At 61.6% G+C, this 26681-nt stretch carries 25 protein-coding genes; 17 read left to right on the forward strand and 8 right to left on the reverse strand.

The features are described from left to right. Nucleotides 1-121 precede the first annotated feature (121 nt). From K3759_RS03310 to K3759_RS03320, 3 genes are all read left to right on the forward strand, one after another. Nucleotides 122-1774: an electron transfer flavoprotein-ubiquinone oxidoreductase gene (locus K3759_RS03310; RefSeq protein ID WP_259984307.1), complete on the forward strand. Its 1653-nt coding sequence runs from the start codon at nt 122-124 to the stop codon at nt 1772-1774. A 164-nt stretch (nt 1775-1938) separates the two neighbouring features. After that, on the forward strand, nt 1939-3648 hold the full coding sequence (locus K3759_RS03315; RefSeq protein ID WP_259984308.1) for a tetratricopeptide repeat protein: 1710 nt from the start codon (nt 1939-1941) through the stop codon (nt 3646-3648). Then, nucleotides 3645-4517 carry a 4-(cytidine 5'-diphospho)-2-C-methyl-D-erythritol kinase gene (locus K3759_RS03320; protein ID WP_259984309.1) on the forward strand — a complete coding sequence of 291 codons (873 nt, stop codon included), beginning with the start codon at nt 3645-3647 and terminating at the stop codon, nt 4515-4517. The genes K3759_RS03315 and K3759_RS03320 overlap by 4 nt, the downstream gene beginning before the upstream one ends. Here K3759_RS03320 and K3759_RS03325 read toward each other — a convergent pair. Further along, entirely contained in the window at nt 4514-5512 is a 999-nt protein-coding gene (locus tag K3759_RS03325; protein ID WP_259984310.1) for a polyprenyl synthetase family protein, read from the reverse strand. The genes K3759_RS03320 and K3759_RS03325 overlap by 4 nt on opposite strands. A 55-nt stretch (nt 5513-5567) precedes the next feature. Here K3759_RS03325 and K3759_RS03330 point away from each other — a divergent pair, with 55 nt between their 5' ends. The 3 genes from K3759_RS03330 (at nt 5568) to K3759_RS03340 (ending at nt 6812) form a co-directional block, all read left to right on the forward strand. Then, nucleotides 5568-5783, forward strand: a complete 216-nt coding sequence (locus K3759_RS03330) for a DUF2007 domain-containing protein (protein ID WP_040700850.1) — start codon at nt 5568-5570, stop codon at nt 5781-5783. Beyond that, nucleotides 5780-6547: a tRNA1(Val) (adenine(37)-N6)-methyltransferase gene (locus K3759_RS03335; RefSeq protein WP_259984311.1), complete on the forward strand. Its 768-nt coding sequence runs from the start codon at nt 5780-5782 to the stop codon at nt 6545-6547. Before K3759_RS03330 ends, K3759_RS03335 begins: the two co-directional genes overlap by 4 nt. Before the next feature lie 100 nt (nt 6548-6647). Further along, a complete protein-coding gene (locus tag K3759_RS03340) occupies nt 6648-6812 on the forward strand; it encodes a YdcH family protein (RefSeq protein ID WP_259984312.1) in 165 nt (54 codons plus the stop codon). Between the two features lie 193 nt (nt 6813-7005). Here the strand turns inward: K3759_RS03340 and phbB are convergent, their stop codons facing one another. The 3 genes from phbB to K3759_RS03355 form a co-directional block, all read right to left on the reverse strand. Further along, a complete protein-coding gene (phbB, locus tag K3759_RS03345; protein ID WP_243262331.1) occupies nt 7006-7728 on the reverse strand; it encodes an acetoacetyl-CoA reductase in 723 nt (240 codons plus the stop codon). Between the two features lie 76 nt (nt 7729-7804). Beyond that, entirely contained in the window at nt 7805-8980 is a 1176-nt protein-coding gene (locus K3759_RS03350) for an acetyl-CoA C-acetyltransferase (RefSeq protein ID WP_243262332.1), read from the reverse strand. A gap of 163 nt (nt 8981-9143) precedes the next feature. Then, nucleotides 9144-9986, reverse strand: a complete 843-nt coding sequence (locus K3759_RS03355; protein ID WP_259984313.1) for an EAL domain-containing protein — start codon at nt 9984-9986, stop codon at nt 9144-9146. Between the two features lie 103 nt (nt 9987-10089). Between K3759_RS03355 and K3759_RS03360 the strand changes: the two genes are divergently transcribed. From K3759_RS03360 to K3759_RS03380, 5 genes are all read left to right on the forward strand, one after another. Continuing rightward, nucleotides 10090-10659, forward strand: coding sequence for a DNA-3-methyladenine glycosylase I (locus tag K3759_RS03360; protein WP_259984314.1), 570 nt, complete (start codon nt 10090-10092; stop codon nt 10657-10659). A 168-nt stretch (nt 10660-10827) separates the two neighbouring features. Continuing rightward, the gene (gene rpsD, locus K3759_RS03365) at nt 10828-11448 is read left to right on the forward strand and encodes a 30S ribosomal protein S4 (RefSeq protein ID WP_007118979.1); all 621 of its coding nucleotides are present in this window, start codon (nt 10828-10830) and stop codon (nt 11446-11448) included. 188 nt (nt 11449-11636) lie between these two features. Continuing rightward, nucleotides 11637-12719 carry a histidinol-phosphate transaminase gene (hisC, locus tag K3759_RS03370; protein WP_259984315.1) on the forward strand — a complete coding sequence of 361 codons (1083 nt, stop codon included), beginning with the start codon at nt 11637-11639 and terminating at the stop codon, nt 12717-12719. Continuing rightward, the gene (locus K3759_RS03375; RefSeq protein WP_259984316.1) at nt 12719-13639 is read left to right on the forward strand and encodes a prephenate/arogenate dehydrogenase family protein; all 921 of its coding nucleotides are present in this window, start codon (nt 12719-12721) and stop codon (nt 13637-13639) included. Before hisC ends, K3759_RS03375 begins: the two co-directional genes overlap by 1 nt. Then, nucleotides 13636-14430, forward strand: a complete 795-nt coding sequence (locus K3759_RS03380; protein WP_259984317.1) for an extensin family protein — start codon at nt 13636-13638, stop codon at nt 14428-14430. Before K3759_RS03375 ends, K3759_RS03380 begins: the two co-directional genes overlap by 4 nt. A gap of 7 nt (nt 14431-14437) precedes the next feature. Here the strand turns inward: K3759_RS03380 and K3759_RS03385 are convergent, their stop codons facing one another. Next, nucleotides 14438-15445 (reverse strand): DUF2125 domain-containing protein, encoded by a 1008-nt coding sequence (locus tag K3759_RS03385; protein ID WP_259984318.1) that lies wholly within the window; start codon nt 15443-15445, stop codon nt 14438-14440. Between the two features lie 66 nt (nt 15446-15511). On the opposite strand from K3759_RS03385, the gene K3759_RS03390 reads away from it, so the two are divergent. The 3 genes from K3759_RS03390 to K3759_RS03400 all read left to right on the forward strand — a co-directional run bounded on the left by K3759_RS03390 (nt 15512) and on the right by K3759_RS03400 (nt 19250). Beyond that, nucleotides 15512-16042 (forward strand): gamma-glutamylcyclotransferase, encoded by a 531-nt coding sequence (locus tag K3759_RS03390; RefSeq protein ID WP_259984319.1) that lies wholly within the window; start codon nt 15512-15514, stop codon nt 16040-16042. A gap of 71 nt (nt 16043-16113) precedes the next feature. Further along, nucleotides 16114-17313 carry a biopolymer transporter ExbB gene (locus tag K3759_RS03395; RefSeq protein ID WP_259984320.1) on the forward strand — a complete coding sequence of 400 codons (1200 nt, stop codon included), beginning with the start codon at nt 16114-16116 and terminating at the stop codon, nt 17311-17313. Next, nucleotides 17313-19250 carry a peptidoglycan -binding protein gene (locus K3759_RS03400; protein ID WP_259984321.1) on the forward strand — a complete coding sequence of 646 codons (1938 nt, stop codon included), beginning with the start codon at nt 17313-17315 and terminating at the stop codon, nt 19248-19250. Before K3759_RS03395 ends, K3759_RS03400 begins: the two co-directional genes overlap by 1 nt. A 16-nt stretch (nt 19251-19266) precedes the next feature. Here the strand turns inward: K3759_RS03400 and K3759_RS03405 are convergent, their stop codons facing one another. From K3759_RS03405 to gloB, 3 genes are all read right to left on the reverse strand, one after another. Further along, the gene (locus tag K3759_RS03405; RefSeq protein WP_259984322.1) at nt 19267-20220 is read right to left on the reverse strand and encodes a M23 family metallopeptidase; all 954 of its coding nucleotides are present in this window, start codon (nt 20218-20220) and stop codon (nt 19267-19269) included. Then, nucleotides 20217-22538 carry an ATP-dependent Clp protease ATP-binding subunit ClpA gene (gene clpA, locus K3759_RS03410; protein ID WP_259984323.1) on the reverse strand — a complete coding sequence of 774 codons (2322 nt, stop codon included), beginning with the start codon at nt 22536-22538 and terminating at the stop codon, nt 20217-20219. Before clpA ends, K3759_RS03405 begins: the two co-directional genes overlap by 4 nt. A 175-nt stretch (nt 22539-22713) precedes the next feature. Continuing rightward, nucleotides 22714-23481, reverse strand: coding sequence for a hydroxyacylglutathione hydrolase (gene gloB / locus K3759_RS03415; protein ID WP_259984324.1), 768 nt, complete (start codon nt 23479-23481; stop codon nt 22714-22716). Nucleotides 23482-23544: 63 nt separating this feature from the next. On the opposite strand from gloB, the gene K3759_RS03420 reads away from it, so the two are divergent. From K3759_RS03420 to atpA, 3 genes are all read left to right on the forward strand, one after another. Then, nucleotides 23545-24291, forward strand: coding sequence for a class I SAM-dependent methyltransferase (locus tag K3759_RS03420; protein ID WP_259984325.1), 747 nt, complete (start codon nt 23545-23547; stop codon nt 24289-24291). A 286-nt stretch (nt 24292-24577) separates the two neighbouring features. Then, the gene (locus K3759_RS03425; RefSeq protein ID WP_259984326.1) at nt 24578-25138 is read left to right on the forward strand and encodes a F0F1 ATP synthase subunit delta; all 561 of its coding nucleotides are present in this window, start codon (nt 24578-24580) and stop codon (nt 25136-25138) included. Then, nucleotides 25139-26677 (forward strand): F0F1 ATP synthase subunit alpha, encoded by a 1539-nt coding sequence (gene atpA, locus K3759_RS03430; protein WP_067629561.1) that lies wholly within the window; start codon nt 25139-25141, stop codon nt 26675-26677. Nucleotides 26678-26681: the final 4 nt, after the last annotated feature.

The following is a 26681-nucleotide window of genomic DNA, read 5'->3' on the forward strand; positions in this document are numbered from 1 at the left end:
TGCGCGTCATGTTATGTCGCTCAGAGCACCTTTTGCGCAATAAACGCAGGGTCGTGATTGCATTGCGCGTGGCTCTGGTTTAGCCAAATCCAAACCGAATTTGCCGTGAGGGAGCACCACGATGGCCGAGATTGAACGCGAAGCGATGGAATATGACGTTGTGATCGTCGGCGCCGGGCCTGCTGGCCTGTCGGCTGCGATCCGGCTCAAGCAGTTGGATGCCGATTGCAATGTTGTGGTGTTGGAGAAGGGCTCCGAAGTGGGCGCGCATATCCTGTCGGGTGCGGTGCTTGACCCTTGCGGGCTGGATGCGCTGATCCCCGATTGGAAGGAAAAAGGCGCGCCGATCAATGTGCCGGTGAAAGAAGACAACTTCTATCTGCTGGGCGAGGCGGGCAAGCTGCGCATCCCCGAATTTCCGATGCCACCGCTGATGAAAAACCACGGCAACTACATCGTCTCCATGGGTAATGTCTGCCGCTGGATGGCCGAGCAGGCCGAAGAACTGGGCGTCGAAGTCTTTCCCGGCATGGCCTGTTCCGAACTCGTCTTTGGCGAGAACGGCGAAGTCAAAGGCGTCGTTGCCGGTGAGATGGGTAAAAACGCCGATGGCACCCCCGGCCCCAGCTATGAGCCGGGCATGGAGCTTCACGGTAAGTATGTCTTCCTCTCCGAAGGGGTGCGCGGCAGCCTGAGCAAACAGGTGATCGCGAAATACGGGTTGGACGAGGGCAAAGAGCCGCAGAAATACGGCCTTGGCATGAAAGAGATTTGGGAGATTGATCCCGCCAAGCATAAAGAAGGCACCGTGACTCACACCATGGGCTGGCCTCTGAACAGCAACGCGGGCGGCGGGTCGTTCATCTATCACCTTGAGAACAATCAGGTTTACGTCGGCTTCGTTGTCCACCTTGGCTATAAGAACCCCCATGTGTTTCCCTACATGGAATTCCAGCGCTTCAAGCATCACCCGATGGTGGCCGACCTGCTTAAAGGCGGGAAACGTGTGGCCTACGGCGCGCGGGCGATCACCGAAGGCGGTTATCAGTCGATGCCCAAAATGGTGGCCCCCGGTGTGGCGCTGCTCGGCTGTTCGGTCGGTATGGTCAACGTGCCGCGCATCAAGGGCAACCACAATGCCATGCTCTCAGGCAAGGCGGCGGCAGAGGCGGCCTATGCCGCGATCCAAGCCGGTCGGGGCGGCGATGAGCTGACCGAATATGAGGCCGATGTGCGCGAAGGGCCGATCGCGACGGACCTTAAGAAAGTGCGCAACGTCAAACCGCTGTGGTCGAAATACGGGCTCACAGCCTCTCTGGTGCTTGGTGGCTTTGATATGTGGACCAACACGCTCGGCTTCTCGCTGTTGGGCACGTTGAGCCATGGCAAGTCAGACGCCGAGGCGACCGAGCCTGCGGATCAGCACAAGAAGATCGACTATCCCAAGCCCGACGGCAAGCTCAGCTTTGACCGTCTGACCAACGTGGCCTTCTCCTTTACCAACCACGAGGAAAGCCAGCCCGCGCACCTTAAGCTGAAAGACCCAAGTATTCCGGTCGAGGTGAACCTGCCGAAATACGCAGGCCCTTCGGCGCGCTACTGCCCGGCGGGGGTTTACGAGTTCGTCGAGGATGAAAAGACCGGCGAGACACGGTTCCAGATTAACTTCCAGAACTGCGTGCATTGCAAAACCTGCGATATCAAAGACCCGACGCAGAACATCGTCTGGACCACGCCACAGGGCGGCGACGGGCCGAACTACCCCAATATGTAAATGCTCGCCAATAGGCGCGATCAATGGACCGGCATGCGCAAGCGTGTCGGTCTTTTTCGTCGCTTCGGCGAAATCCTGTCTGCCACAGACTACATAGGGGCCACGCCATTGCGCCCGGACACAGAGATGATAGCCTGAGCGCAAAGCGATATGAGGCGGTTTGCATGTTTCGGAATGTCCTAGGGTTCACCAGCGTTGCGGCGCTTTGCATCGGCCTTTCTGCGCCGCTGATGGCGCAATCCATCGCGGGCCCCTATCTGGCCGGGCGTCACGCGGCTGTGAACAGCGACTACCCGGAGGCGGCGCGTTACTATACCGAGGCCCTGGCGCGCGACCCCAAGAACATCGAACTGATGGAAAGCGCGGTGTTGTCCTATCTCTCGCTCGGGCGGGTGGATAAGGCGCTGCCGCTGGCGCGGAACATGATTACCCTCGGCACCAAAAGCCAAGTGGCCGAGATGACCCTCGTGGCCGCTATGGCGAAAGAGGGTGATTACAAAGCCCTGCTGGAACGCGACACCTCGGCCATCGGTCCTTGGGTTGGCGGGCTGGTGCAGGCATGGGCGCATATGGGCGCAGGCGATGTGACCGCCGCCATGTCGGCTTTCGATAGCCTTAGCGAAGAGGCCGGGATGCAGGGTTTTGTAATGTATCACAAGGCCTTGGCGCTGGCGAGCGTGGGCGATTTCGAAGGGGCAGAGGCGATTTTCGCCAGTGAAGCGGCAGGGGCGGCAGGCCAGACCCGGCGCGGGGTCATGGCCCATGCCGAGATCCTCGGGCAATTGGACCGCCGCGATGATGCGCTGGCCGTTCTTAAAGACGGCTTTGGCGATGACACCGATCCAGAGATTGCGCGGCTGATTGAAGCCTTGCAGCAAGACACGCCCCCCCCCTTCAGCCATATGCCCGACGCCCAAGCCGGGATGGCCGAGGTGTTTTTCACCTTCGCTGCCGTTCTGCGCAATGAGGCGGCGGGGGATTACTATGTGCTGCTCTATTCCCGCATCTCCCGCTTCTTGCGCCCCGATCATATCGACGCGCTGCTGCTGACGGCGAGCCTTTTGGAAAACCTCGGCGAGCATGATCTGGCGATTGCTGAGTATAAATCCCTGCCTGCCAATAGCCCCGCCTATCACGCCGCTGAATTGGGCCGTGCCGAGGCGCTGCGCCGCTCGGGCAAGACCGCGCAGGCCATCGAAGTGTTAGAGCAGCTTGCGCGGAGCCATGGTGAACTGGCCGTGGTGCACTCCACGCTGGGCGACATGCTGCGGGCCGAGGAAGATTATGAGGCGGCCATTGCCTCCTACGATCAGGCGCTTGACCTGACCGCCGAAACCGCCCGCGCCCGTTGGGTGCTGTTCTACGCTCGCGCCATCGCCAAGGAACGCAGTGGCGATTGGGAAGGGTCCGAGGCTGATTTCCGCGCGGCGCTCAAACTGAACCCTGAGCAGCCGCAGGTCTTGAACTATCTCGGCTATTCACTGGTCGAACAGCAGCGCAGCTTGGACGAGGCGTTGGACATGATCGAACGCGCCGTCGCGGCCAGCCCCGACAGCGGTTATATCGTCGATTCTCTGGGCTGGGTGTTCTACCGTCTGGACCGCTACGACGAGGCGGTGGAGCAGATGGAACGCGCGGTTGAGTTGGAGCCCGTCGATCCGGTGGTGAATGATCACCTTGGAGACGTTTACTGGGCCGTGGGCCGCAAACGCGAGGCTGAGTTCCAATGGCGCCGGGCGCTGTCCTTCGTCGACCTCACCGATGCGGATTCCGAGGCCGACCCCGAGCGGATGCGCCGTAAACTGGAAGTGGGGCTTGATGCCGTGCTGTCCGAAGAAGGCGCGCCGCCCTTGAAGGTTGCTGCGGACGAATGAGCTTTCTGGAAGATGCGGCACCCGCTAGCCCCGGCGCTGCGGCGTCGCGGATGGCCTGGGCCAAGGTGAACCTGACGCTACATTGCACCGGACAACGCGCAGACGGCTATCACCTGCTGGATTCGCTGGTGGTCCGGGCTGGCGTGGGCGATGCGTTGCATGTAGTCCCCGCCGAAGACCTGAGCCTTACGGTGAGCGGCGCACGGGCCGAAGGGGTGCCGACCGATGCGCGCAACCTCGTGTTGCAGGCGGCAGAGATGTTGGACGCTGGCGCGGGCCGGGGCGCGGCATTGCATCTGGAGAAACATTTGCCTGCTGCCGCGGGGATCGGGGGCGGCTCTGCAGATGCGGCGGCGGCGTTAGATTTGCTCTCCGCGCATTGGGGCGTCCCGCTGCCCGCAGACACGGCGCGGCTCGGGGCCGATGTGCCGGTTTGCCTGACACGCGGCCCGCAGCGGATGCAGGGGGTGGGGGAGGTCCTCACGCCGCTCTCCGCGCTGCCGCCCTGCCAGATGGTGCTGGTGAACCCCGGTGTGGATGTGCCGACGCCTGCTGTCTTCTCGGCCCTGAGCGACAAGAACCAGCCGCCGATGCCGGATGTGATCCCGACTTTCGCAGGCTTTTCTGATCTCATCGATTTTCTCCGCGAGCAGCGCAATGACCTCGCTGCCCCGGCCATCGCACGGGAACCGGTCATCGCGTCTTGTCTGGAGGCATTGAGCGACGCGGCGCTGGCGCGGATGTCGGGCTCCGGCGCGACTTGTTTCGGCCTCTACGCCAATGCCGCGCAGGCTAAAGCCGCCGCCCACCGCATCAGCGCCGCCGCGCCCCACTGGTGGGTCGCCGCCGCGCCGATCCTGGCCGCTTAGCTGATCCGGCTGACCACGTAGTCGGCCAGATCGATCAACATGTCTTTCAACTCATGGTCGGGCAGGGGGGCAAGCGCCGCTTTGGCCTTTTCCGCCCAGTCACAGGCATCGCGCTGCGTCGCGGTCAGCGTGTCGTGCTTGTACAGCAGCATCAGCGCATGGTCGAGGTCACCATCCTCCTGCTTGCCCTTTTCGATGGTGCGCACCCAAAAGGCGCGCTCCTCCGCATCGGCCTTGGCCACGGCCTTAATCACCGGCAGGGTCAGCTTGCGCTCGCGGAAATCATCGCCCACGTTTTTGCCTGTGGCGCCGGTATCGCCTTGATAATCCAGCAGGTCGTCGACGATCTGGAATGCGATGCCAAGGGCGTCACCATAGTCGTAAAGCGCTTTGACCTGACCTTTTGGCGCGTCGGCGATCACGCCACCCACTTCCGTCGCGGCTGAGAACAACGCCGCCGTTTTGCCCCGCACGACTTGCAGGTAGACCGCCTCGTCCGTAGCCAAATTCTGCGCCGCTGTCAGTTGCAACACCTCGCCCTCTGCAATCGTCGCCGCAGCATTGGACAGGATGCGCATGACGGGCATTGAGCCCGGTTCGGTCATCAACTGAAAGCTGCGCGCGAAGAGGTAATCGCCGACCAGCACCGACGACTGGTTGTCCCACAAGAGATTCGCCGTGGGCCGCCCCCGCCGCTGGGCGCTTTCGTCCACCACATCGTCATGCAGCAGCGTCGCGGTGTGGATGAACTCCACCGTAGCGGCCAGATGGACGTGATAGGGGCCGTCGTAGCCACACATTCGTGCCGCCGCGAGTGTCAGCATCGGGCGTAGGCGCTTGCCGCCCGCTTCGACCAGATGGGCGGTGACTTCGGGGATGCGGGGCGCGTGTTTCGACGCCATCCGCTCGCGGATCAGCGCGCTCACCGCCGCCATATCATCACTCAGATAGGCCGCCATGCGGTCGTGCGGTTTGCCCGTTGCATCACTTTTCATCATCATTTCCCGCGTCCCGCTCGACATGCCGGTGATCCGGCTTTACATCTTTGATATGAAGGAACTTTTGCGCAGCACCGACATGACCATCATCGCCTTTGCCACCGCCCTTCTCAGGGGGGAGGATATAGACTGCTTTGAAATGGACGTAAACATGAGCGTGCTCGAAGGTGGCATCGGAATTTTCCCGCGCCGTTTGATGGTGCACCCCGATGACCATGACGCCGCCCTACGGGTCATGCGCGACAATGAGATCCCCCTCGGGCTGTGACCCGTTTCATCGAAGATGACCTGACCTGCGATGCCTTCTTGGGGGGTAACCTGCACCTGTGGCAGCCGCGCCGGGGGCGCGGCTATCGTGCCGGGGTGGACCCGGTCTTGCTGGCCGCGAGTGTCGAGGCGATGGCAGGGCAGAGCGTGTTGGAACTGGGCTGTGGGGTGGGAGCTGCGGTACTGTGCTTGGGCGCCCGGGTGCCGGGGCTGGCGCTGACGGGGTGTGAGCTACAGCCAGCCTATGCCGATCTTGCGCGGCGCAATGGCGGGGAGGCGCTGGAGGTGGTGGAGGCCGATTTGACCGACATGCCATTGCACCTGCGCCAACGGCAATTCGATCATGTGCTGGCCAACCCGCCCTATTTTGACCGCGCCGCTTCGGTCCAGTCCCGCGAGCCGGGACGAGAGACCGCCTTGGGTGAGGCCACGCCTTTACGGCAATGGGTCCGCATGGCGGCAAAACGATTGAAACCGAAGGGGCAGGCGCATTTTATCCACCGCGCGGAACGGTTGCCTGAGCTTCTGGCGGCGCTGCCGCATGAGATGGGGTCGGTCGAAGTGTTGCCGCTTGCCTCACGCGTAGGACGGCCGCCGGAACTGATTCTTCTGCGCGCGCGCAAGAACGGTCGGGGCGCGTTCCGTCTCTACCACAGCTACGTCATGCACATCGGTGCACAGCATGAGATGGATGGCATTAGCTATGTGCCCGAAATCGAAGCGGTCCTGCGCTGCGGTGCGCCGCTGGTTTTTCCTACCTCTTAAGCATTTTTTCACCAACTTCACCCCTATGCTGCGGTGCTGCGTGACTTGTGTGTCGCGCTGTGGTCCACTGAATTTCTAAACACCAATCATGGAGGATTGTATGGCTTTGAGCGCACATCTGGATACCCTGAAGCGAAAGCATCAGGCAATGAGTGAGGCGGTTGAATCCGCGCAACGCGCCCCCGGTATGGACGATCTAAAAGTGGCTTCCATGAAAAAGGAAAAACTGCGCCTGAAGGAGGAGATTAGCCGACTGTCGAGCTAATCCTTAACAAGAGTTAAAGCTCTCTTGATGGCTGTCGTTCCGTCTTGGCGGGGCGGCAGCTTAGTTTTTGTTTACGGCTGGCGCATACTCATGCCGCGCGGTGGCTTGGAGGGGCGGATGTCGCCCCTAGCCAATATAAAAAAGGCCAGCCTCATGAAGGGCTGGCCTTTTCAATCCTGATAGGTCTCGCCAGTTAAACGACGAATTGCGCGCCATTGGCTGAGATGGTCGAGCCATTGATGAAACCTGCATCGTCCGAGACCAAAAAGGCCACGGCGCGGGCGATTTCTTCGGGTTCACCCAGACGGCCTGCGGGGATCTGCGCGATGATGCTCTCACGGACTTTTTCGGGCACGGCCATGACCATATCGGTTGCGATATAGCCGGGGCAGATCGCATTCGCGGTGATGCCTGCGCGCGCGCCTTCCTGGGCCAGTGATTTCACGATGCCCAGATCGCCTGCCTTGGTGGCGGCATAGTTTACCTGCGCGAACTGACCTTTCTGCCCATTGATCGAAGAGATCACGACCACGCGCCCGAATTTGCGTTCACGCATGCCGGGCCAGACCGGATGGATCGTGTTGAAAACGCCGGTGAGATTGGTCGCGATGACCTCATTCCACTGATCGGGGGTCATTTTATGGAACGGCGCATCGCGGGTGATGCCTGCGTTGGCAACGACCACTTCGATAGGGCCAAGATCGGCTTCGACCTGTTCGATCCCTGCTTTGGAGGCCTCGTAGTCTGCCACGTTCCATTTATAGGTCTTGATGCCGGTCTCTTCGGTGAATTTCGCGGCAGCCTCGTCATTGCCGGCATAGGTGGCGGCGACGGTATAGCCTTTGTCCTTCAGCGTGGTGGAGATGGCCGCGCCAATGCCGCGACTGCCTCCGGTGACCAAAGCGATGCGTGACATGTAATCCCTCCCTCAAGGTAATGTTCTTGCAAATGCATGTTTCGGCGCGCAATAAAGTTGCGCGCCGAATATAGTCTTAGGGGCGCTCAAGGCACATGGCAACACCCATACCGCCACCGATACACAGCGTCGCCAAACCTTTTTTGGCTCCGCGGCGCTGCATTTCGAACAGTAGAGTATTGAGCACGCGCGCGCCGGAGGCGCCGATGGGGTGACCGATGGCAATGGCACCGCCGTTGACGTTCACGATTTCCGGATCCCAGCCCATTTCCTTGTTCACGGCACAGGCCTGCGCGGCGAAAGCTTCGTTGGCTTCGACCAAGTCTAGGTCCTCGGGCTTCCAGCCTGCTTTCTCCAACGCCTTGCGCGAGGCATAGACGGGGCCGACACCCATGATCGACGGGTCAAGACCGGCGGTGGCATAGGAGGCGATCCGCGCTAGCGGGGTGATGCCGCGCTTTTCAGCCTCATCAGCGCTCATCAGCAACGCACCCGCCGCGCCGTCGTTGAGGCCGGAGGCGTTGGCCGCAGTAACCGAGCCGTCCTTGGTAAAGGCGGGGCGCAGTTTCTGCATTGCTTCGATGGTGGCTCCATGGCGGATGTATTCGTCCTGATCGACGACTGTCTCACCTTTGCGGGTTTTGATGGTATAGGCGACAATCTCATCCGCAAATTTGCCAGCCTTCTGGGCGGCTTCGGCCTTGTTTTGCGAGGCGACGGCGAATTCGTCCTGCTGGTCGCGGGAAATCTGCCATTTTTCGGCAACATTCTCGGCGGTTTGGCCCATATGGTAGCCGTTGAAGGCATCCCACAAACCGTCGCGGATCATCGTGTCGATGAACTGCAAGTCGCCCATTTTCTGACCCGCGCGGAGGTTCTGCGCATGGGGGCTTAGGGTCATGTTTTCCTGACCACCGGCGCAAACGATGCTCGCATCGCCCAGTTGGATGTGCTGAGCTGCAAGTGCCACGGCGCGCAGGCCCGAGCCGCAGACTTGGTTGATGCCCCAAGCGGCGCTTTCTTTCGGCAGGCCCGCATTGATATGCGCCTGACGCGCGGGGTTCTGGCCTTGGGCGGCGGTCAGCACCTGCCCCAGAATGGTCTCAGAGACTTCGGACGGGTCCACCCCGGCGCGGGCCACCAGTTCCTTCAGAACGGCGGCACCAAGATCATGGGCGGGTGTATTGGCAAACGCCCCGCCGAAACTGCCCACGGCGGTACGGGCGGCGGATGCGATGACGACATTGGTCATGATGTGACTTTCCTCTACCTGACTGGGCGGGGGCACACCGACACGCGCCATCCTCGGGCGTGGGCGCTCCCGTCCCTCTGGGGTAGTGATAGCGGATGCGCTGCGATGCGGCAACTGAGCAGGCGGCTTCAGGCCATCGTTGTGCTGTTACACCGAGGTAGGCTCAGCCAGTGGCGCGAGTCTGGTCGAAATCCATCCAGTCGGGTCGGGTGGTGGGCGCGGCGTAGTGATAACCTTGCAGACAATCGACGCCCATCTCGACCAGCACTGCCGCATCGGCCGCGTTTTCAACGCATTCGGCGACGGTGAGCATGTCGAAATGCGTGGCGATCGACATCAAGGCGGCGGTCAAGGCGCGGTTGTCCGGGTTCGTGGCGATGCCGCGAATAAATTGCCCGTCGAGTTTCAGGATGTCGAAATAGAAATCTTTGAAGTAGCGGATTGCCGTTTGCCCTGCGCCGAAATCATCCATGGCAAAGCAGATGCCATAGGGTTGCAACTGATCCATGAAATGCGCCACCAGTTCCGGCACCATCATAGCCGAACTTTCGGTAATCTCTAAAATCAGCCGTTCTCCCAAAGTAGCATCGCGGGCGAGCCAGTGGCGCAGCACGCGGTTCCATTCGTGATACCCGATGGAGCGGGCGGACATGTTGATTGACAAGCGCAGGCCCGGATGGCTGTGCAGTGCGTTCAGTCCTAAGCGCAGGGCCAGCACGTCAACTTGCCGACCCGTTTCTGTATCTTCAATGACCGACATGAAGTCCTTGGCCGGGATCACACGGCCTGTAGGGTCAAGCAGGCGGATCAAACCCTCATGAAAGGCAATGCGCGTCGGATCGCTGGCCCGCATGACCGGCTGAAAGGCCAATAAGGTCTGACGATGCGCGACGGCGTCGCGCACCATTTCCCGCATCGCGGCATCGCGTTGCGTGACCGCATAGTTCAGCGGGCTGTCCCCTCCCGGAGGGATGTCGGCAATAGGGCGTTGGAATCGGCGGGGCACGGCGGTACTCTTCTTTCTGTCCTGCCAAGGGTATGGGCGCAAAGGTGATAACACGGTCTTAATCAGCGGCGATTTCCGCGGTGGATCACGCGGGAGGGTTAAGATGCAGCGCTGTGACTGGGCCGGGGATGACCCGATTTACCAAGCTTATCATGACACCGAATGGGGTGTGCCCGAATATGACAGCCGCGCGCTTTTGGAAAAGCTGATCCTGGATGGGTTTCAGGCCGGGCTGAGCTGGATCACCATCCTTAAAAAACGCGATAATTTTCGCGCCGCTTTCGCCGGGTTCGATCCGCATCAGATCGCCGAATGGGGGGAGGCGGATGTCACGCGCCTGCTGGGCGATCCGGGCATTATCCGCCACCGGGGCAAGATCGAGGCCGCGATCACCAACGCCCGCGCCTGGCAAAAGATCGAGGCTCGCGAGGGGTTTGATCAATTCATGTGGCGCTACGTCGACGGCGTGCCATTGCAGCCCGGCTTTGCCACGCAGGCCGAAGTGCCACCGAAAACAGCGCTGTCCGAGCAGGTGAGTAAAGACCTGAAGAAAGCCGGTTTCAAGTTCTGTGGGCCGACGATCACCTATGCGTGGATGGAGGCCTGCGGGCTGGTGAACGATCATATCCTGACCTGCCACCGCCACGGCCCCTGTGCCGCGATGGCGCGTTAGGGCGGGGCGTATTGCCCCTGCTGAAATCCCCCGTTGACTCCCGGCCATGGCGCCGTATAAGCGCCCCTTCATTGGTGTTGGTGGACCCCGCAAGGGGAACCCTGTCGGGCTTCGGCCAAAGGACAACGCCCTTTACCGCCCCTCGGGGCCTTATAAAGGAGAACAGCCGTGACCAAACGCACAGCTGCCAAGCACAAACTAGACCGCCGCATGGGCGAAAACATCTGGGGCCGTCCGAAGTCCCCGGTGAATCGTCGTGAATACGGCCCCGGCCAGCACGGCCAGCGTCGTAAGGGCAAGATTTCCGATTTCGGTATCCAGCTGCGCGCCAAGCAGAAGCTTAAAGGCTACTACGGCGACCTGACCGAAAAGCAGTTCCGTCGCATCTACGGCGAAGCCGAGCGTGTTAAAGGCGATACCGGTGAAAACCTGATCGGTCTGCTGGAGCGTCGTCTGGACGCCGTTGTGTACCGCGCCAAGTTCGTTGCGACCGTTTTCGCAGCGCGCCAGTTCGTGAACCACGGCCACGTTCGTGTGAACGGCAAGAAAGTGAACATCCCCTCCTACCGCGTAAAAGAGGGTGACGTCATCGAAGTGCGTGACCGTTCCAAGCAGCTGGCTTCCGTTCTTGAAGCCGTTCAGCTGCCCGAGCGTGATGTGCCTGACTACCTTGAGACGGATCACTCCAAGCTGACAGCAACCTTTGTGCGCACACCTGGCCTGTCCGACGTGCCATACCCGGTTGTCATGGAGCCGAACCTCGTTGTGGAATTCTACGCGAAGAACTAAGTTTCTTCGCCCGTCGAATACCGAAAGGCCGTGTGGTGCAAACCGCGCGGCCTTTTTCTTTGCGCGGGGTTGGGCTGGGGCGCAGCGATGCAACAGGCTGTCCGGCGGAAGCGCGGATGCAGAATGATTCTGGCATCACCGCTGTCGCCCCGATAGAAGGGCGGCAGTAGCGTGAGGAAAAGAGCGAGATGACACAGATCGCACCGCAACCGGGCATTATGGAGATTGACCTTTACCAAGGGGGTGCGGCGTATGTCGCGGGCCTTGAGAATGTGGTCAAACTCAGCTCGAACGAAAACCCGCTGGGGCCAAGCCCTGCCGCCGTCGAAGCCTATCGCCGCGCGGCCTATGACCTGCATCGCTATCCCTCCTCCGACCACCACGCGCTGCGCACTGCCATCGGTGACGTGCTGGGCCTAGATGCGGAGCGGATCATCTGCGGGGCGGGCTCGGATGAGGTCATCGCCTTCCTCTGCCAAGCCTATGCCGGACCGGGAACCGAGGTGGTGCATACCGAACACGGCTTTGCCATGTACCGAATCTCCGCGCTCGCCGCCGGGGCCACGCCCGTTGAGGTGCCCGAGCGTGAGCGGGTAACCGATGTGGACGCCATCCTCGCCGCCTGTACCGACGCGACCCGACTGGTGTTCATCGCCAACCCTAACAATCCCACCGGCACGATGATCGGTTTGGCCGAGATCGAGCGTCTGGCCGAAGGGCTGCCGCCGCAGGCGCTCTTGGTGCTCGACGGGGCCTATGCCGAATATGTCGAGGGCTATGACGGCGGGGCCGAGCTGGTCGATCGCCGCGACAACGTGGTGATGACGCGGACGTTCTCCAAGCTCTACGGGCTGGGCGGGCTGCGCATCGGCTGGGGCTACGGGCCGGGCCATGTGATCGACGTGCTCAACCGCGTGCGGGGGCCGTTCAACCTGTCGCAGGCCGCACTTGCCGCCGCCGAGGCCGCGATCCGCGACCGCGCCTATACCGACCATTGCCGGGCCGAGAACGCCCGTTGGCGCACTTGGCTGGCCGATGCGCTGGCCGAAATTGGCGTGCCCTCGGATGTTTCCTGCGCCAACTTCGTACTGGCCCGTTTCGCTAATCAGGCCGAGGCCGAAGCCTGCGATGATCACCTCAAGACACAAGGGCTGATTGTGCGGCGGGTGGCGGGCTACAACCTGCCGCAATGTCTGCGCATCACCGTAGGGGATGAGAGCGCCTGCCGCCGCGTGGTCCATGCTGTGCGGCAGTTTAAGGGAGGCAGCTGATGGCGCAGGTCTATGACAGGGTCGCGCTGATCGGGCTGGGGCTGATTGCTTCTTCGCTCTTCTGGGCGATCAAACGTGGTGGTCTGGCAGGCGAGGTCACCGGCTATGCCCGTAGCGATGAGACCCGCGCCACGGCGCGTGAGATTGGCCTTTGCGACCGCGTCTGCGACAGCGCCGCCGAAGCCGTCAAGGACGCTGATTTGGTGGTGCTCTGCGTGCCGGTGGGCGTAATGGGGGCCGTCGCCGCCGAGATTGCACCGCACTTGTCTCCGGGCGCCACAGTGACGGACGTAGGCTCGGTCAAGGCCGATGTCATCGCGCAGGTCGGTCCGCATCTGCCCGAGGGCGTACATTTCATTCCGGGCCACCCATTGGCGGGGACCGAGCACTCCGGCCCGCGCAGCGGCTTTGCCGAGCTCTTCGACAACCGCTGGTGCCTGCTGGTCCCGGTCGAGGGAACTGACCCCGCGGCCATCGCGCGTCTGCGCGCGCTCTGGGAAGGGGCGGGAGCCAATGTCGAGGAGATGGACGCCGAGCATCACGATCTGGTGCTGGCCGTTACTTCTCACGCGCCGCACCTTATCGCCTATACGATGGTCGGCGTCGCCGACGATCTGCGCCGGGTGACCGACAGCGAGGTCATCAAGTATTCCGCCGCCGGTTTCCGCGATTTCACCCGCATCGCGGCGAGCGATCCGACGATGTGGCGCGACGTCTTCCTGACCAACAAGGACGCGACGCTGGAAATCCTCGGGCGTTTCACCGAAGAGCTTTTTGCCCTGCAACGCGCCATCCGCACCGGCGACGGGGCGCATCTGCACGCCTATTTCACCCGCACCCGCGCGATCCGGCGCGGCATTATTGAGGCGGGGCAAGACACCGACGCGCCCGACTTTGGCCGGGGCGCGCGCAAGCCATGAAGGGCTGGGCTGTCCTGCCGCTGATCGTGCTGGGGCAGATGGCCCTGGCCGCGGGGCCGGACAGTTCGCAACGCCCGGTCCCGCGAGACAATCACGCTACGCTGCCGGTTATCGTCGTGCCCTCGGGTGCGATCGAACAGCCTAAACGTGACCCCGCTGCCCGCGCTGCCGCCGAAGCGGGTCGGGGGATCAAATCCTCTCTCCGTCCCTCCCTTCGCAGCCGCAAGGTTGAGAAAGCCGCCCGCGCCCGGCAGCAGATGCTGGCGAAGGGTGCGGTTTGCGGGGATCTGGCGATCCAAGGCGCGCCGGTGGGCCGGGTGCCGGGCAAGATCAGTGGTTGCGGGATCGAGAACGCAGTCAAGGTGCGCTCGGTCTCTGGCATCAAGCTTAGCAATGCCGCGGTGATGGATTGCACTACGGCCAAGGCGCTCGATACATGGGTGCGGCAATCGGCGGTGCCTGCCTTGGCGGGGCAGGGCGGCGGGCTCAAAGAGTTACGGGTCGCTGCGCATTACGCCTGCCGCACGCGCAACAACCGGAAGGGCGGCAAGATCTCAGAACACGGCAAGGGCCGCGCGATCGACATTTCAGGGTTTGAACTGGCGGATGGTCGCACGATTACTGTTCTGAAAGGCTGGCGCGCCCGGCGCAGCAGCAAAGTAATGCGGCGGATGCACCAAGGTGCCTGTGGGCCGTTCGGCACGGTTCTCGGGCCGGAATCCGACCGCTTTCATCAAGACCATTTCCATTTCGACACGGCGCGGTATCGCAGCGGCAGCTATTGCCGCTAAGGCCCGCTTAGGGCTGGATCAAACGAGGCGCGGGGCCAAGCGGGATGCCTGCGAGCGTCATCTGGCCGTCGGCAAAGAGCAGATCAAGATCAAGCCCGCCCGGCGTGCCGCTCCGCGCCTCCAACAGCCGCAGCATGGTATTCACCTGCCCCCGCATCGATGGCGGCAAAAAGCCCGCACGCTCGCCCGCATCAAGCAGTTTGGACCAGTTGGTGACCCGCAGGCTGAGCACCCCGTCGGGGGTGCCTTGCGCATTAAAGGTCAGCGCCCCTTCGGCGGCCAGCGCCACGTCACCCCATGCGGCATCTACATTTTCAACCGTCAACGCGTCGATCTGCGGCAGTTTACCTGCCATCGCGCTGTGACGATCCAGCGGGCGGGCAAAGGTGACCGCCATCCGCGCCGACAGGATCGGCTGCCCGCCGGGCTGGCCTGCGCCCTCTCCCAAGACTTTTCGCAACAGGGGACCGGGGGTGATGCCACCGGGCAGCAAGGCGATGTCATAGTCCCGCGCCGCGGCAGAGGATTGCGTGACCTGCATCTGCGGTTCTTCCGCTTCTAGCAGCGGCCCGTCGGGGCCATTAACCTCAAGATACGCGCTGCGGACCTTCAACGCTTCCAGTTGAAGCGTTGACCCGGGATGCAGCTCTACATCAACGCGCAGGTCGCTCATGTTCAGCGTCAAGGGCAGTGCGCCGGCGGGCAGAGCGGCGTTTGCGGCAGAAGCGCGCGCCGACAGATCGCCGGGCCACCAAACCGGGGCCGAAAGATCAAGCTGCGGTGCCTCGAATGCCAGACCGCGGGCAGGGGCCGCCACCGAAAGATCGCTCAACCGGTTTTCAAGCGTCAGGGGGAAACCGGCCTTGCTGATGTGCTTGAGCGTAACCTCCCACCCCGCCGCGCGGCGGGTGTCGAGCAGGCCGGTCAGGGTGCTTTGCATCTGCGTCGTCGCAGTGGCCCACCACGCGCCCCAAAGTACGGCGAGCACAATCAGCAGCCAAACCAGTTTCCGCATTTCGATAGCCCTTCAAATCGTGCTTCAGATGCGGTTTACCGAAGGCCAGCAGAAAGGACCAGCAGGATGACAATGTGGGTATTTGGCTATGGCAGCCTTTTGTGGAACCCCGGTTTCGAGGTGGCGGAAAGCGTGATCGGCACGCTGCCGGGCTATGCCCGATCTTTCTGCATGCGCTCGATCCATCACCGTGGCACGGTCGAACAGCCGGGGCTGGTGCTGGCGCTTGACGAATCCGTCCGCTCGGCCTGCGAAGGCATGGCGATGCGCGTGGCGGCGGGGCATGAGGCACAGACGCTGGACTACCTGCGCGAGCGTGAGTTGATCTCATCGGCCTATGTGGAGAAAAACCTTACTGTGCATCTGACCGATGGGCGCGATGTAGAGGCAGTCACCTATGTGATCGACGCGGCGCATGACCAATATTGCGGTGGGCTGCCGCTGGAAGAACAAGCACAGATCATTGCCCGCGCAGTGGGCGGACGCGGGCCGAATACCGAGTATTTGATCAACACCGCCGTGCATCTTTCTGAAGTGGGCTTGCATGACCCTGCGTTGGAGTGGTTGCATGATCGTGTAAGGGCTTTGGCCTCATAAAAACTTGGCAACTCCGCGCAGTTTCAGTGTAAGCTGCGCCAAGAGCAGAATAGAGGGTCAGGAAAGGCCGCATGGCACAGCCAGACCGCAAGGCAAAACCGCAGTTTTCACAACCGGTGCGTCAGATTTCACTGATGCTGATCGTATTGGCATTGACCGGCGTAGGGGCATTTTTGGCCCTGCCCAGCGTGCTGCCGATCTTCGCCGCGAACCCATGGCTTAATGGGGTCATCATCTTTGTTTTCGTCGTCGGTGTGCTGGCCTGTTTCTATCAGGTGACGCAGCTGATCGGCTCTGTCCGCTGGATCGAGGACTTCGCCGCTGACAATTCCGAACCCGATGCGCAGCCGCCGCAGCTTTTGGCCCCCTTGGCGTCACTTCTGCGCCAGCGTGGCGCGCGGATGCAGGTCAGCACGGCCTCAACCCGTTCGATCCTCGATTCCGTTGCCTCGCGTATCGACGAAGTGCGCGAGATCACGCGCTACATCGTCAACATGCTGATTTTCCTCGGCCTTCTTGGCACCTTCTACGGGCTCGCCACGACCGTTCCGGCGGTGGTCGACACGATCCGCTCGCTCGCCCCCGGTGAGGGGGAGGCGGGCGTCGATGTCTTTGGCCGTTTGATGACCGGGCTTGAAGCGCAATTGGGCGGCATGGGCGTGGCTTTTGGCTCCTCGCTTCTGGGGCTTGCGGGCTCACTCGTCGTCGGGCTGTTGGAGCTTTTCGCGGGCCACGGGCAGAACCGGTTTTATCAAGAGCTGGAAGATTGGCTGAGTTCCATCACGCGGGTCGGTCTGACCTCCGGCGACGATGTGAGCGACCAGAACATTATGGCCAGCGTGATGGATCAGATGGTCGAACAGATGGGCGAAATGCAGCAGATGTTCACCCAATCCGATATCAGCCGCGCCATGGTGGACGACAAGCTGGGCAAGCTTGCCGATGCCGTGGACCGGATGACCACGCGGATGGAACATGACACGACGACGAATACCGCGCTTGAACGCATGGCCGAGGGGCAGGATCGGTTGATTGGCGTGCTCGAAGAGCAGCTCACGGGCGAAGGGATCGACGCGGAAAGCCGGATGCGGCTACGCTCTATCGACGTGCAGATGCTGCGGATCTTGGAAGAAATCTCAGCCGGGCGGCAGGAGACTATGGCAGAGTTTCGCAAGGATATCTCCCTGTTGGCCAAGGCGCTTTCTGGGCAGCGCGCCCCTGAGGCACGTCGCCCGCGCGCAGGTGATGCCCCCGGTGGCGGGGACCAGTAATGGCACTTTCCCGGCGGACAGGTACGCGGTTTCAGGGCTCAATCTGGCCGGGGTTCGTTGATGCGATGACCGGGCTGTTGCTGGTTCTGATGTTCGTACTTACCATCTTTATGGTGGTGCAATTCGTCCTCACCGAACGCATCAGCGGCCAAGAAAGCGAGTTGAACGAACTGGCCGGAGAGGTCGCTGCCCTTGCCCAAGCGCTTGGGGTTGAGGAACGTACCACCGCACGGCTGGAAGCCCGGCTTGGCGCGCTGAATGCCTCATTAAACGACGCCCGCGATGAGGTGTCGCGCCAAGAGGCAGTGATCGCCGGGCTGACGACTGAGCGTGATGATCAAGATGCGGCCCTGCAAGCGGCAGAGGCCAAGATCACCGGGTTTGAGGCGCGGGTGGCGGCGCTTTTGGCGTCACAGGCCTCCGATCAGGCCCGCATCGGGACGCTGGAAGATCGCGAAACCGAGCTTTTGAACGAGCAGGAGGCGTTGAACCTCGCGCTCAGCACCGCGCGGGAGGAGATCGACGCGCAGGCAGAGACCGCCCGTTTGGCAGCCGCACGGCGTGAGGCGCTGGACGCGTTGGTGGCCGATCTGCGCGCCGAGAACGCTGAAGCGGAGGCCGAGGTGGCCGCACTGAATGCCGAAGTGGCCAAAGCCGAGGACGCCCTCAGCGCAGAAGAGACCGCCCGTTTGGCCGAGGCCGCCGCGGCGCAGGCGCTGCGCGACCGGCTTGAGAATGCAGATGCGGAACTCACGGCCATGACCCTTTCATTAGAGGCGCAGCGCAAGAAGGCCGAAGACACGCTGACCCTTCTGGCCGCCGCCCGCGCGGCGCGGCGTGATCTTGATACAGAACTAGCGGCCGCGCTGCTGCGGATGCAGACCCTTGAGCAGAGCGGCAATGAGTTGGAAGCCGAACGTGCGGCTTTAAGCGCGCAATTAGAAACGGCAGAGGGCACCGAGGGCGATCTGCGCAGACGTTTGGCGCAGGCAGAGGCGTCTGAGCAAGCCCTGAACACGAAGCTGGCCGAAGCGCTGACCCGCGTACAGACGCTTGAGGAACAAGGTGAGACGCTCAGCGGGGATCAGAAGAATTTGCGCGAACGGCTTGCGCAGGCGCTGGCGGCCAAGCTCGCTGCAGAGACATTGGCCGAGGACAAGACCACCGCCGCCGAACGCCGCGCCGCACTTCTGGCGCAGGCCGAGCAGACTTTATCCGAGGAAAAAGCCATCAGCGCCGAGGCGCAGCGTCAGACAGAATTGCTGAACCAGCAAGTTGCGGAATTGCGCGCACAGCTGGGAAACCTGCAGGCTCTATTGGACGATGCCGTGGCGCGGGATGCCGCGAAATCGGTCGAACTGCAATCGCTGGGGTCTGAGCTGAACACCGCGCTGGCAAGGGTCGCAGCGGAAGAGCGTCGCCGCGCCGAGTTGGAAGCGGCAGAGCGCAGGCGGCTGGAGGAGGAGAGTAAAGACTTGGCGCAATACCGGTCTGAGTTCTTTGGCCGCTTGCGCAACCTTCTGGGCAATCAAGAAGGGGTACGGATCGAGGGCGACCGCTTTGTGTTCTCTTCCGAAGTTCTTTTTGCACCCGGCAGCGCGGTGCTGAGCCAAGACGGGCAGGGCGAGATTGCCAAAGTGGCAGGCATTCTGCGCAGTGTGGTGAATGATATCCCAGCCGAAATTGATTGGGTCATCCGTGTCGATGGTCATACCGACAATCTGCCGCTTTCCGGCTTTGGCGAATTTGCCGACAACTGGGAGTTAAGCCAAGCTCGGGCGCTGTCGGTCGTCAAATATATGGTCAACTTCCTTGGCATCGCGCCGGATCGTCTGGCGGCAAACGGGTTCGGGCAATATCAGCCCGTGGCCGAAGGCGATACCGAAGCCGCGCGCGCGCAGAACCGGCGGATCGAGCTGAAATTTACCGAGAAGTAAGCGGCCAAAGGCGGTGCTATTGCACCGTCAACCTGCCGGTCTTTTCGTCGATCACACGCCCATCGCGCAACAGGGTGACCGTGCCGTCATAGCGCCCGGCGGGCCAAGCGGCAGAAGCGGCGCGTTTGCCGATGGCACGGAAAGATTGCGCCTGCGGTTTTTCCAGCTGCACGTCTTTCTCGATTACGGTGCCGTTTGGCCCTGCGAGGCTAAGCCGCAGCACGTCGTTTTTTTGGGTGCCGTAGCTGTAGCCGTAAATGACCAAGGCGGGGGCATTTGTCGGCAGCGTACCACGATTGGCATTTCCTGCCTTGATATCTGCATAGGTCGGAACGTGGTCTGCAAACCCGAGCGTGATCAACCCGCCGGGGCGGTAGGGCGGGGTGTCTTGCCAGAGGGTTTTGGACGGTTCCACGTCACAACTGCTGCCTTCGGGATCGAAAGGGTCGACCGGTTCGCCATTGTGGCGCAGGGAGAGGTGGAGATGGGGAAAGGCGGCTTTGCCAGATTGTCCGACCAGACCGATCGCATCGCCAACGGCGATCTCTTGTCCTTCGACAACGCTAAGAGACCCACGTTTGAGGTGGCAGTATTGCGTTTCCCACCCCGCGCCGAGGTCGATCACCACGCCGTTGCCGCACTCGCGCCCTTGGACCTGGGCCAACGGTGCGCCGTCTTGCATACCGTCACGCAGACCTTTGACCACGCCAGGTGCCGCTGCGCGGACCGTGACGCCAGCCGCCATCGCCGCAAGATCGGGAAGGGCGAAATCCGTGCCCTTGTGACCGCCATAAGTCAGCCCCGAGCAACGATAGTCTTGCGCGGCGGCACTCGGGTCTCGGTCCATATATTGCTGGATGTGGCAGTCCTGCCCAAGGGTGCAATCCAGCGGAAAGGCCAGCTGCAAATCCTCCGCCAGCGCAGGGCTGGCGGAGGAAAGGATCAGGGCCAAGGCGGCCCTGACACTCATTCTGCTGTCAGCAGCGGTGGCCGGTCACCGGAAAGGCGCTTGTTCTCGCTGCTCAAGACCTTGAGCGTCAGTGCCTCGTCCTTCACGCCCACTTTGACGACCCCACCTTTGGCCAGCCTGCCAAAGAGCAGTTCTTCGGCGAGCGGCTTTTTGATGTGCTCTTGGATCACGCGGCCCAAGGGGCGTGCGCCCATCTTGTCGTCATAGCCCTTATCGGCAAGCCATTCGGCGGCTTTCTTGCTCAGCTCGATGGTCACGTTACGGTCCATCAGCTGCGCTTCGAGTTGCAGCACGAACTTTTCGACCACCCGCAGGATTACCGATTTCGGCAGCGGCGCGAAGCTGATGACAGCGTCGAGACGGTTGCGGAACTCCGGCGTGAAGGTCCGCTCAATCGCGGCGGTGTCTTCGCCAGTGCGCCGCTCGCGGCCAAAGCCCACGGCCTCTTTCGCCTGCTCGGAGGCGCCGGCGTTGGAGGTCATGATCAGCACCACATTGCGGAAATCCACCGTCCGACCGTTGTGGTCGGTCAGCTTACCGTGGTCCATCACCTGCAACAGGATATTATAGACGTCAGGGTGCGCTTTCTCCATCTCGTCGAGCAGTAGCACGCAGTGCGGATGCTGGTCGACGCCGTCGGTCAACATGCCACCTTGGTCAAAACCGACATAGCCCGGAGGCGCGCCGATCAGGCGGGAAACGGCGTGTTTCTCCATATACTCCGACATGTCGAAGCGCAGCAGTTCCACACCCAAGGTATCCGCCAATTGCTTGGCGACCTCGGTTTTACCCACACCGGTTGGACCCGCGAACAGGTAGTTACCGATAGGCTTGTCCGGTTCGCGCAGGCCCGCGCGGGACAGTTTGATCGCGGAAGACAGCGCCACGATGGCGTCGTCCTGACCGAAGACCACCCGCTTGAGCGAGTTTTCCAGATCCTTCAGCACCACCACGTCGTCTTTCGACACGTTCTTCGGCGGGATGCGGGCGATCTTGGCGACCACGGCCTCGACTTCCTTGGTGCCGATGGTCTTGCGGCGCTTGGAGGCAGCCACGAGATGCTGAGCGGCACCGGCTTCGTCGATCACGTCGATGGCTGAGTCAGGCAGCTTGCGATCGTTAATGTAGCGATGTGCCAGTTCGACGGAGGTCTTAATCGCATCCGAGGTGTATTTGACGCTGTGGTGCTCTTCGAAATAGGGCTTGAGGCCTTTAAGGATCTTGGTGGCGTCTTCAACCGAAGGCTCGCTGACGTCGATCTTCTGGAACCGGCGGGAGAGCGCGCGGTCTTTCTCGAAGTGCTGGCGGAACTCCTTATAGGTGGTGGAGCCCATGGTGCGCAGTTTGCCGCCCTGAAGCGCAGGCTTCAGCAGGTTAGAGGCGTCCATCGCGCCGCCTGAGGTGGCGCCTGCACCAATCACGGTGTGGATCTCATCAATGAAGAGCACCGCGTCCTTGTGTTCTTCGAGCTCCGTCACGACGGCTTTCAGACGCTCCTCAAAGTCACCGCGATAGCGGGTGCCTGCAAGCAGAGCGCCCATGTCGAGCGAGTAGATCGTCGTTTTGGACAGAACCTCTGGGGTTTCCCCAGCAACGATCTTGCGCGCCAGACCCTCTGCGATTGCGGTTTTACCAACGCCTGGATCACCCACCAGCAGCGGGTTGTTCTTGCGCCGACGGCAGAGCACCTGAATGCAACGCTCAACCTCGCTCTCGCGACCGATCAGCGGGTCGATGTCGCCTTCGCGGGATTTGGCGTTCAGGTCCACGCAGTATTTCGCCAGCGCGGATTCCTTCTTGTCGCCTTCGGTGACCCCTTGTGGTTCTTCCTCATGCTCTGGCGCGCCTGCGACGGGGCGGGATTCACCATATGCGGGGTCTTTGGCAACCCCATGGGCGATGAAGTTCACCGCATCATAGCGGGTCATGTCCTGCTCTTGCAGGAAATAGGCGGCGTTGCTCTCACGCTCGGCAAAGATCGCAACGAGCACGTTCGCGCCCGTCACCTCGGTCCGGCCAGAGGATTGCACGTGGATCGCGGCGCGCTGAATCACGCGCTGGAATGCTGCTGTTGGCACCGCTTCGGAGCCGTCGATGTCGGTGATCAGGTTGCTCAGATCATCGTCGACGAACTCAACCAGCGTATCGCGCAGGTCAGAGACATCAACGGAACAGGCTTTCATGACCTGCACGGCGTCGGGTTCGTCGAGCAAGGCCAGCAACAAATGTTCGAGCGTTGCAAATTCGTGGCGGCGGGCATTCGCCAGCGCGAGCGCCGCGTGGATTGCCTGCTCAAGTGTAGTCGAGAATGAAGGCACGGGCGTGCTCCTTTTCGATCGGGGTCGGTGAGGTGCTGAGGTGTCTCAGAGCCCGGTCCGACCATGGCCTCATAGTATTAGAGTTTGGTTGATCATCGCCCATCTTCAAGAAGATTCTGGTCCGAATCGGTCACATTTCGCGTGACCGGGGACTTTGAGCCATGATTGCAGGCAATCAGAACTGGTCTTTTCGCTTGCGGATTTCAGTGAACACTTCCGTGTCGGTGGCGTCTGGCATCCCCAGAGTGGCGCGGATGGCGGGATCGCCCGGGCGCAGGAAGGGATTGGTTTCTAGTTCCAGTGAAAGTGGCGAGGGGACGGTCGGCTGCCCCTTGGCGCGGGCGCTGTCGATGTCCTTGGCCCTTGATATAAGCGCCGGGTTCTGTGGATCAACGGTTAGCGCGAATTTTGCGTTGGCGGCGGTGTATTCATGGCCCGAGCAGATGGTTGTATCAGCGGGCAGTGCGGCCAGCTTTTGCAAACTTTCCCACATCTGTCCGGGCGTGCCTTCGAACAGACGCCCGCAGCCAAGCGCCATCAGGCTGTCAGCGGTGAATGCCACTTTGGCTTTTGGCACGTGAAAGGCGATATGACCCACGGTGTGGCCAGATACGTCGAGCACTTGGGCTGTCAGCGCGCCCAATTCAATTCTGTCGCCGTCCACCACTTCGCGGTCAAGCGGGGGGAGGCGGTGGGCATCGGCCTTGGCGCCAATCACCTGCGCGGGGAAGCGGGGCAGCACTTCGGCAAGCCCTTGGACGTGGTCGGGATGGTGGTGGGTCAGCCAGACTTGGCTCAGCGTCCAGCCACGGCGATCAAGCTCTGCCATAATCGGGGCAGCTTCGGGTACATCGACCAGCGCCACGGCGCCGCTGTCATGGTCGCGCAGCAGGAAGGCGTAATTGTCTGACAGACATGGAATCGTGACCAGATCAAAGGCCATGGCGTCTTACCTCGCTGTGTTGTTATGGTCGGGCAAGAGTGACACTCACCAAGGCGGGCTGCAATGCATCTTGATGTACAGGATCTGCGCAATTTCTATTATCGCAGCGCGTTGGGACGTGCGGCGCAGAAATCCTTACGGGGGCGCTTGTTGGAGCTTTGGCCCGAGGCGAAGGGTCAGACTGTCGTTGGCTTTGGCTTTGCCGCACCCCTGCTGCGGCCCTATCTGGCCGATGCCCGGCGCGTGATGGTGCTGATGCCCGGCCCGCAGGGCGTGATGCCTTGGCCTGCGGGGATGCCCAACACCTCGGTCCTGACCGAAGAGACGCTTTGGCCGGTAGAGACGGGGGCGGTGGATAAGCTGGTGTTGATGCATGGGCTTGAGACCTCGGAACGGCCCAGTGAACTGCTGGACGAATGCTGGCGGGTGTTGGGGCCGGGGGGGAAGGCGCTGTTCATCGTGCCGAACCGCGCGGGCATGTGGGCACGGCGGGACCGCACGCCATTCGGCTATGGGCGGCCCTATTCGCCGGGGCAGTTGGAAACGCAGCTGCGCAAGCATCAATTCCTGCCTGAGCGTCACCTTGGTGCGTTGTTTCAATTCCCCTCACAGCAGCGAATCTGGATGAAATCTGCGCCTTTGTTCGAAAAAATCGGTCGCCAGATGCCAACGATGATGGGCGGTGGTGCGATCTTGGTCGAGGCGACAAAGCTCGTTTACCCGCCGCGGGGCCGCCCACAGCGCAGCACCGCCCGGCGCGCCATCGGGGTGTTGGAGGGGATCGCTGAGCCGCAGGCCAAACCGGTCTGAGCCTTGCAGGCTTGAAGCAAGCGCCGCTTGGTCCAGAGGATTCGCCCTCAGTGCACGCCCTTGGCCATAAAGACCGCATTTTTCTGCGGCAAAGGGCCGCGTCGGGCCATAGCCCTTGCAATATTGCAGCGCCCCGGGACATTACCTGCCTATACTGTGTTGCCGGGCGTGAACCTGTCTGCTACATCGCCCCTGATTTAGACGTCTTGGGTAACTTCAAGCCGCGCCAACTGCTGGTGACGCGACATCTTCGCATATCCGGCGCTTATTGAACGAGAGGATGGACGTGTCCGAACCTGCTTCCATTTCCACCGGCATCGCGGAACGTTATGCGACAGCCGTGTATGATCTGGCCCGCGAGGCCAATCAGGTCGATGCCATCGAGGGCGATCTTACCGCGCTTGAAGCGGCCTTGACCGACAGCGATGACTTTCAGCGCCTGATCACTTCGCCGCTTTATACGCGCGAACAGCAGGCGCAGGCGATCAAAGTGCTGGCCGACAAAATGGGCCTGACCAAGACCATGGCGAGCACGCTGGCGCTGATGGCGCAAAAGCGTCGTCTGTTTGTGCTGCCCGCGCTGGTCAAAGCGCTGCGCGAAACAATTGCCGAAGCCAAGGGCGAGATCACCGCAGACGTCACCTCGGCCAAGGCGCTGACCAAGACGCAGTCGGACAAGCTGACCAAGTCGCTCAACGCCTCCACCGGCAAAAAAGTATCACTTCATGCGACCGTTGATGAAAGCCTCATCGGCGGTCTTGTTGTCAAAGTGGGCTCGAAAATGATCGATACGTCGATCCGTTCCAAGCTCAATTCCCTCCAGAATGTAATGAAAGAGGTCGGATAAATGGGTATCCAAGCAGCAGAGATTTCTGCGATCCTGAAGGACCAGATCAAGGATTTCGGTCAAGAAACCGAAGTCGCCGAAGTGGGCCGCGTTCTCTCCGTCGGTGACGGTATCGCCCGCGTTTACGGCTTGGACAACGTCCAGGCCGGCGAGATGGTCGAATTCCCCGGTGGCATTCAGGGCATGGCCCTGAACCTCGAAGCGGACAACGTCGGTGTTGTTATCTTCGGTTCCGACCGTGACATCAAAGAAGGCGACACCGTCAAGCGCACCAACTCCATCGTGGACGTGCCAATCGGTGACGAACTGCTGGGCCGCGTTGTTGACGGTCTGGGCAACCCCATCGACGGCAAAGGCCCCATCGGCGCCACCAAGCGCGGCATCGCCGACGTCAAAGCGCCCGGCATCATCCCGCGTAAATCGGTGCATGAGCCGATGGCAACCGGCCTCAAGTCCGTTGACGCGATGATCCCGATCGGCCGTGGCCAGCGTGAGCTGATCATTGGTGACCGTCAGACCGGTAAAACCGCCGTCGCCCTCGACGCGATGCTGAACCAAGCGCAGGTTAACGCTGCTGCTGGCGACGACGAAGGCAAAAAGATGTACTGCGTGTATGTCGCCATCGGCCAGAAGCGTTCGACTGTTGCTCAGCTTGTGAAAAAGCTCGAAGAAACCGGCGCGATCGACTACTCCATCGTTGTTGCCGCAACCGCGTCCGAGCCTGCACCTATGCAGTTCCTCGCGCCCTACGCCGCCACCGCGATGGCGGAGCACTTCCGCGACAATGGCCGCCACGCGCTGATCATCTATGATGACCTCTCCAAGCAGGCCGTGTCCTACCGTCAGATGTCCCTGCTGCTGCGCCGCCCACCGGGCCGTGAAGCTTACCCGGGCGACGTTTTCTATCTCCACTCCCGCCTGCTTGAGCGTTCCGCAAAGCTGGGTGATGAGGCTGGCAACGGCTCTCTGACAGCTCTGCCAATCATTGAGACCCAAGGTGGCGACGTATCCGCGTTTATTCCGACCAACGTGATCTCGATCACCGACGGTCAGATCTTCCTTGAGACCGAACTGTTCTATCAGGGCATCCGTCCTGCCGTGAACACCGGTCTGTCGGTTTCGCGCGTTGGCTCCTCGGCTCAGACCAAGGCGATGTCGAGCGTGGCTGGCCCGGTGAAACTGTCGCTGGCTCAGTACCGCGAAATGGCGGCCTTCGCTCAGTTCGGTTCCGACCTCGACGCCGCAACTCAGCAGCTGCTGAACCGTGGTGCGCGTTTGACCGAACTGATGAAGCAGCCGCAGTATGCGCCGCTGACCAACTCGGAAATCGTCTGCGTGATCTACGCCGGTACGCATGGCTATCTCGACAAGGTGGACGTGTCGGAGGTTGGCCGTTTCGAGGCAGGCCTGCTGGCGCATCTGCGCAGCAAGCACGACGACCTTCTCAAGGACATCACCAACAATGACCGCAAGGTCAAAGGCGAGTTGGAAGAGAAGATCAAAGCCGCCATTGACGGTTTCGCCGCCGACTTCGCTTAAACGG

The sequence above is a fragment of the Sulfitobacter sp. W027 genome (genome assembly GCF_025143985.1).
Taxonomy (GTDB): Bacteria; Pseudomonadota; Alphaproteobacteria; order Rhodobacterales; family Rhodobacteraceae; genus Sulfitobacter.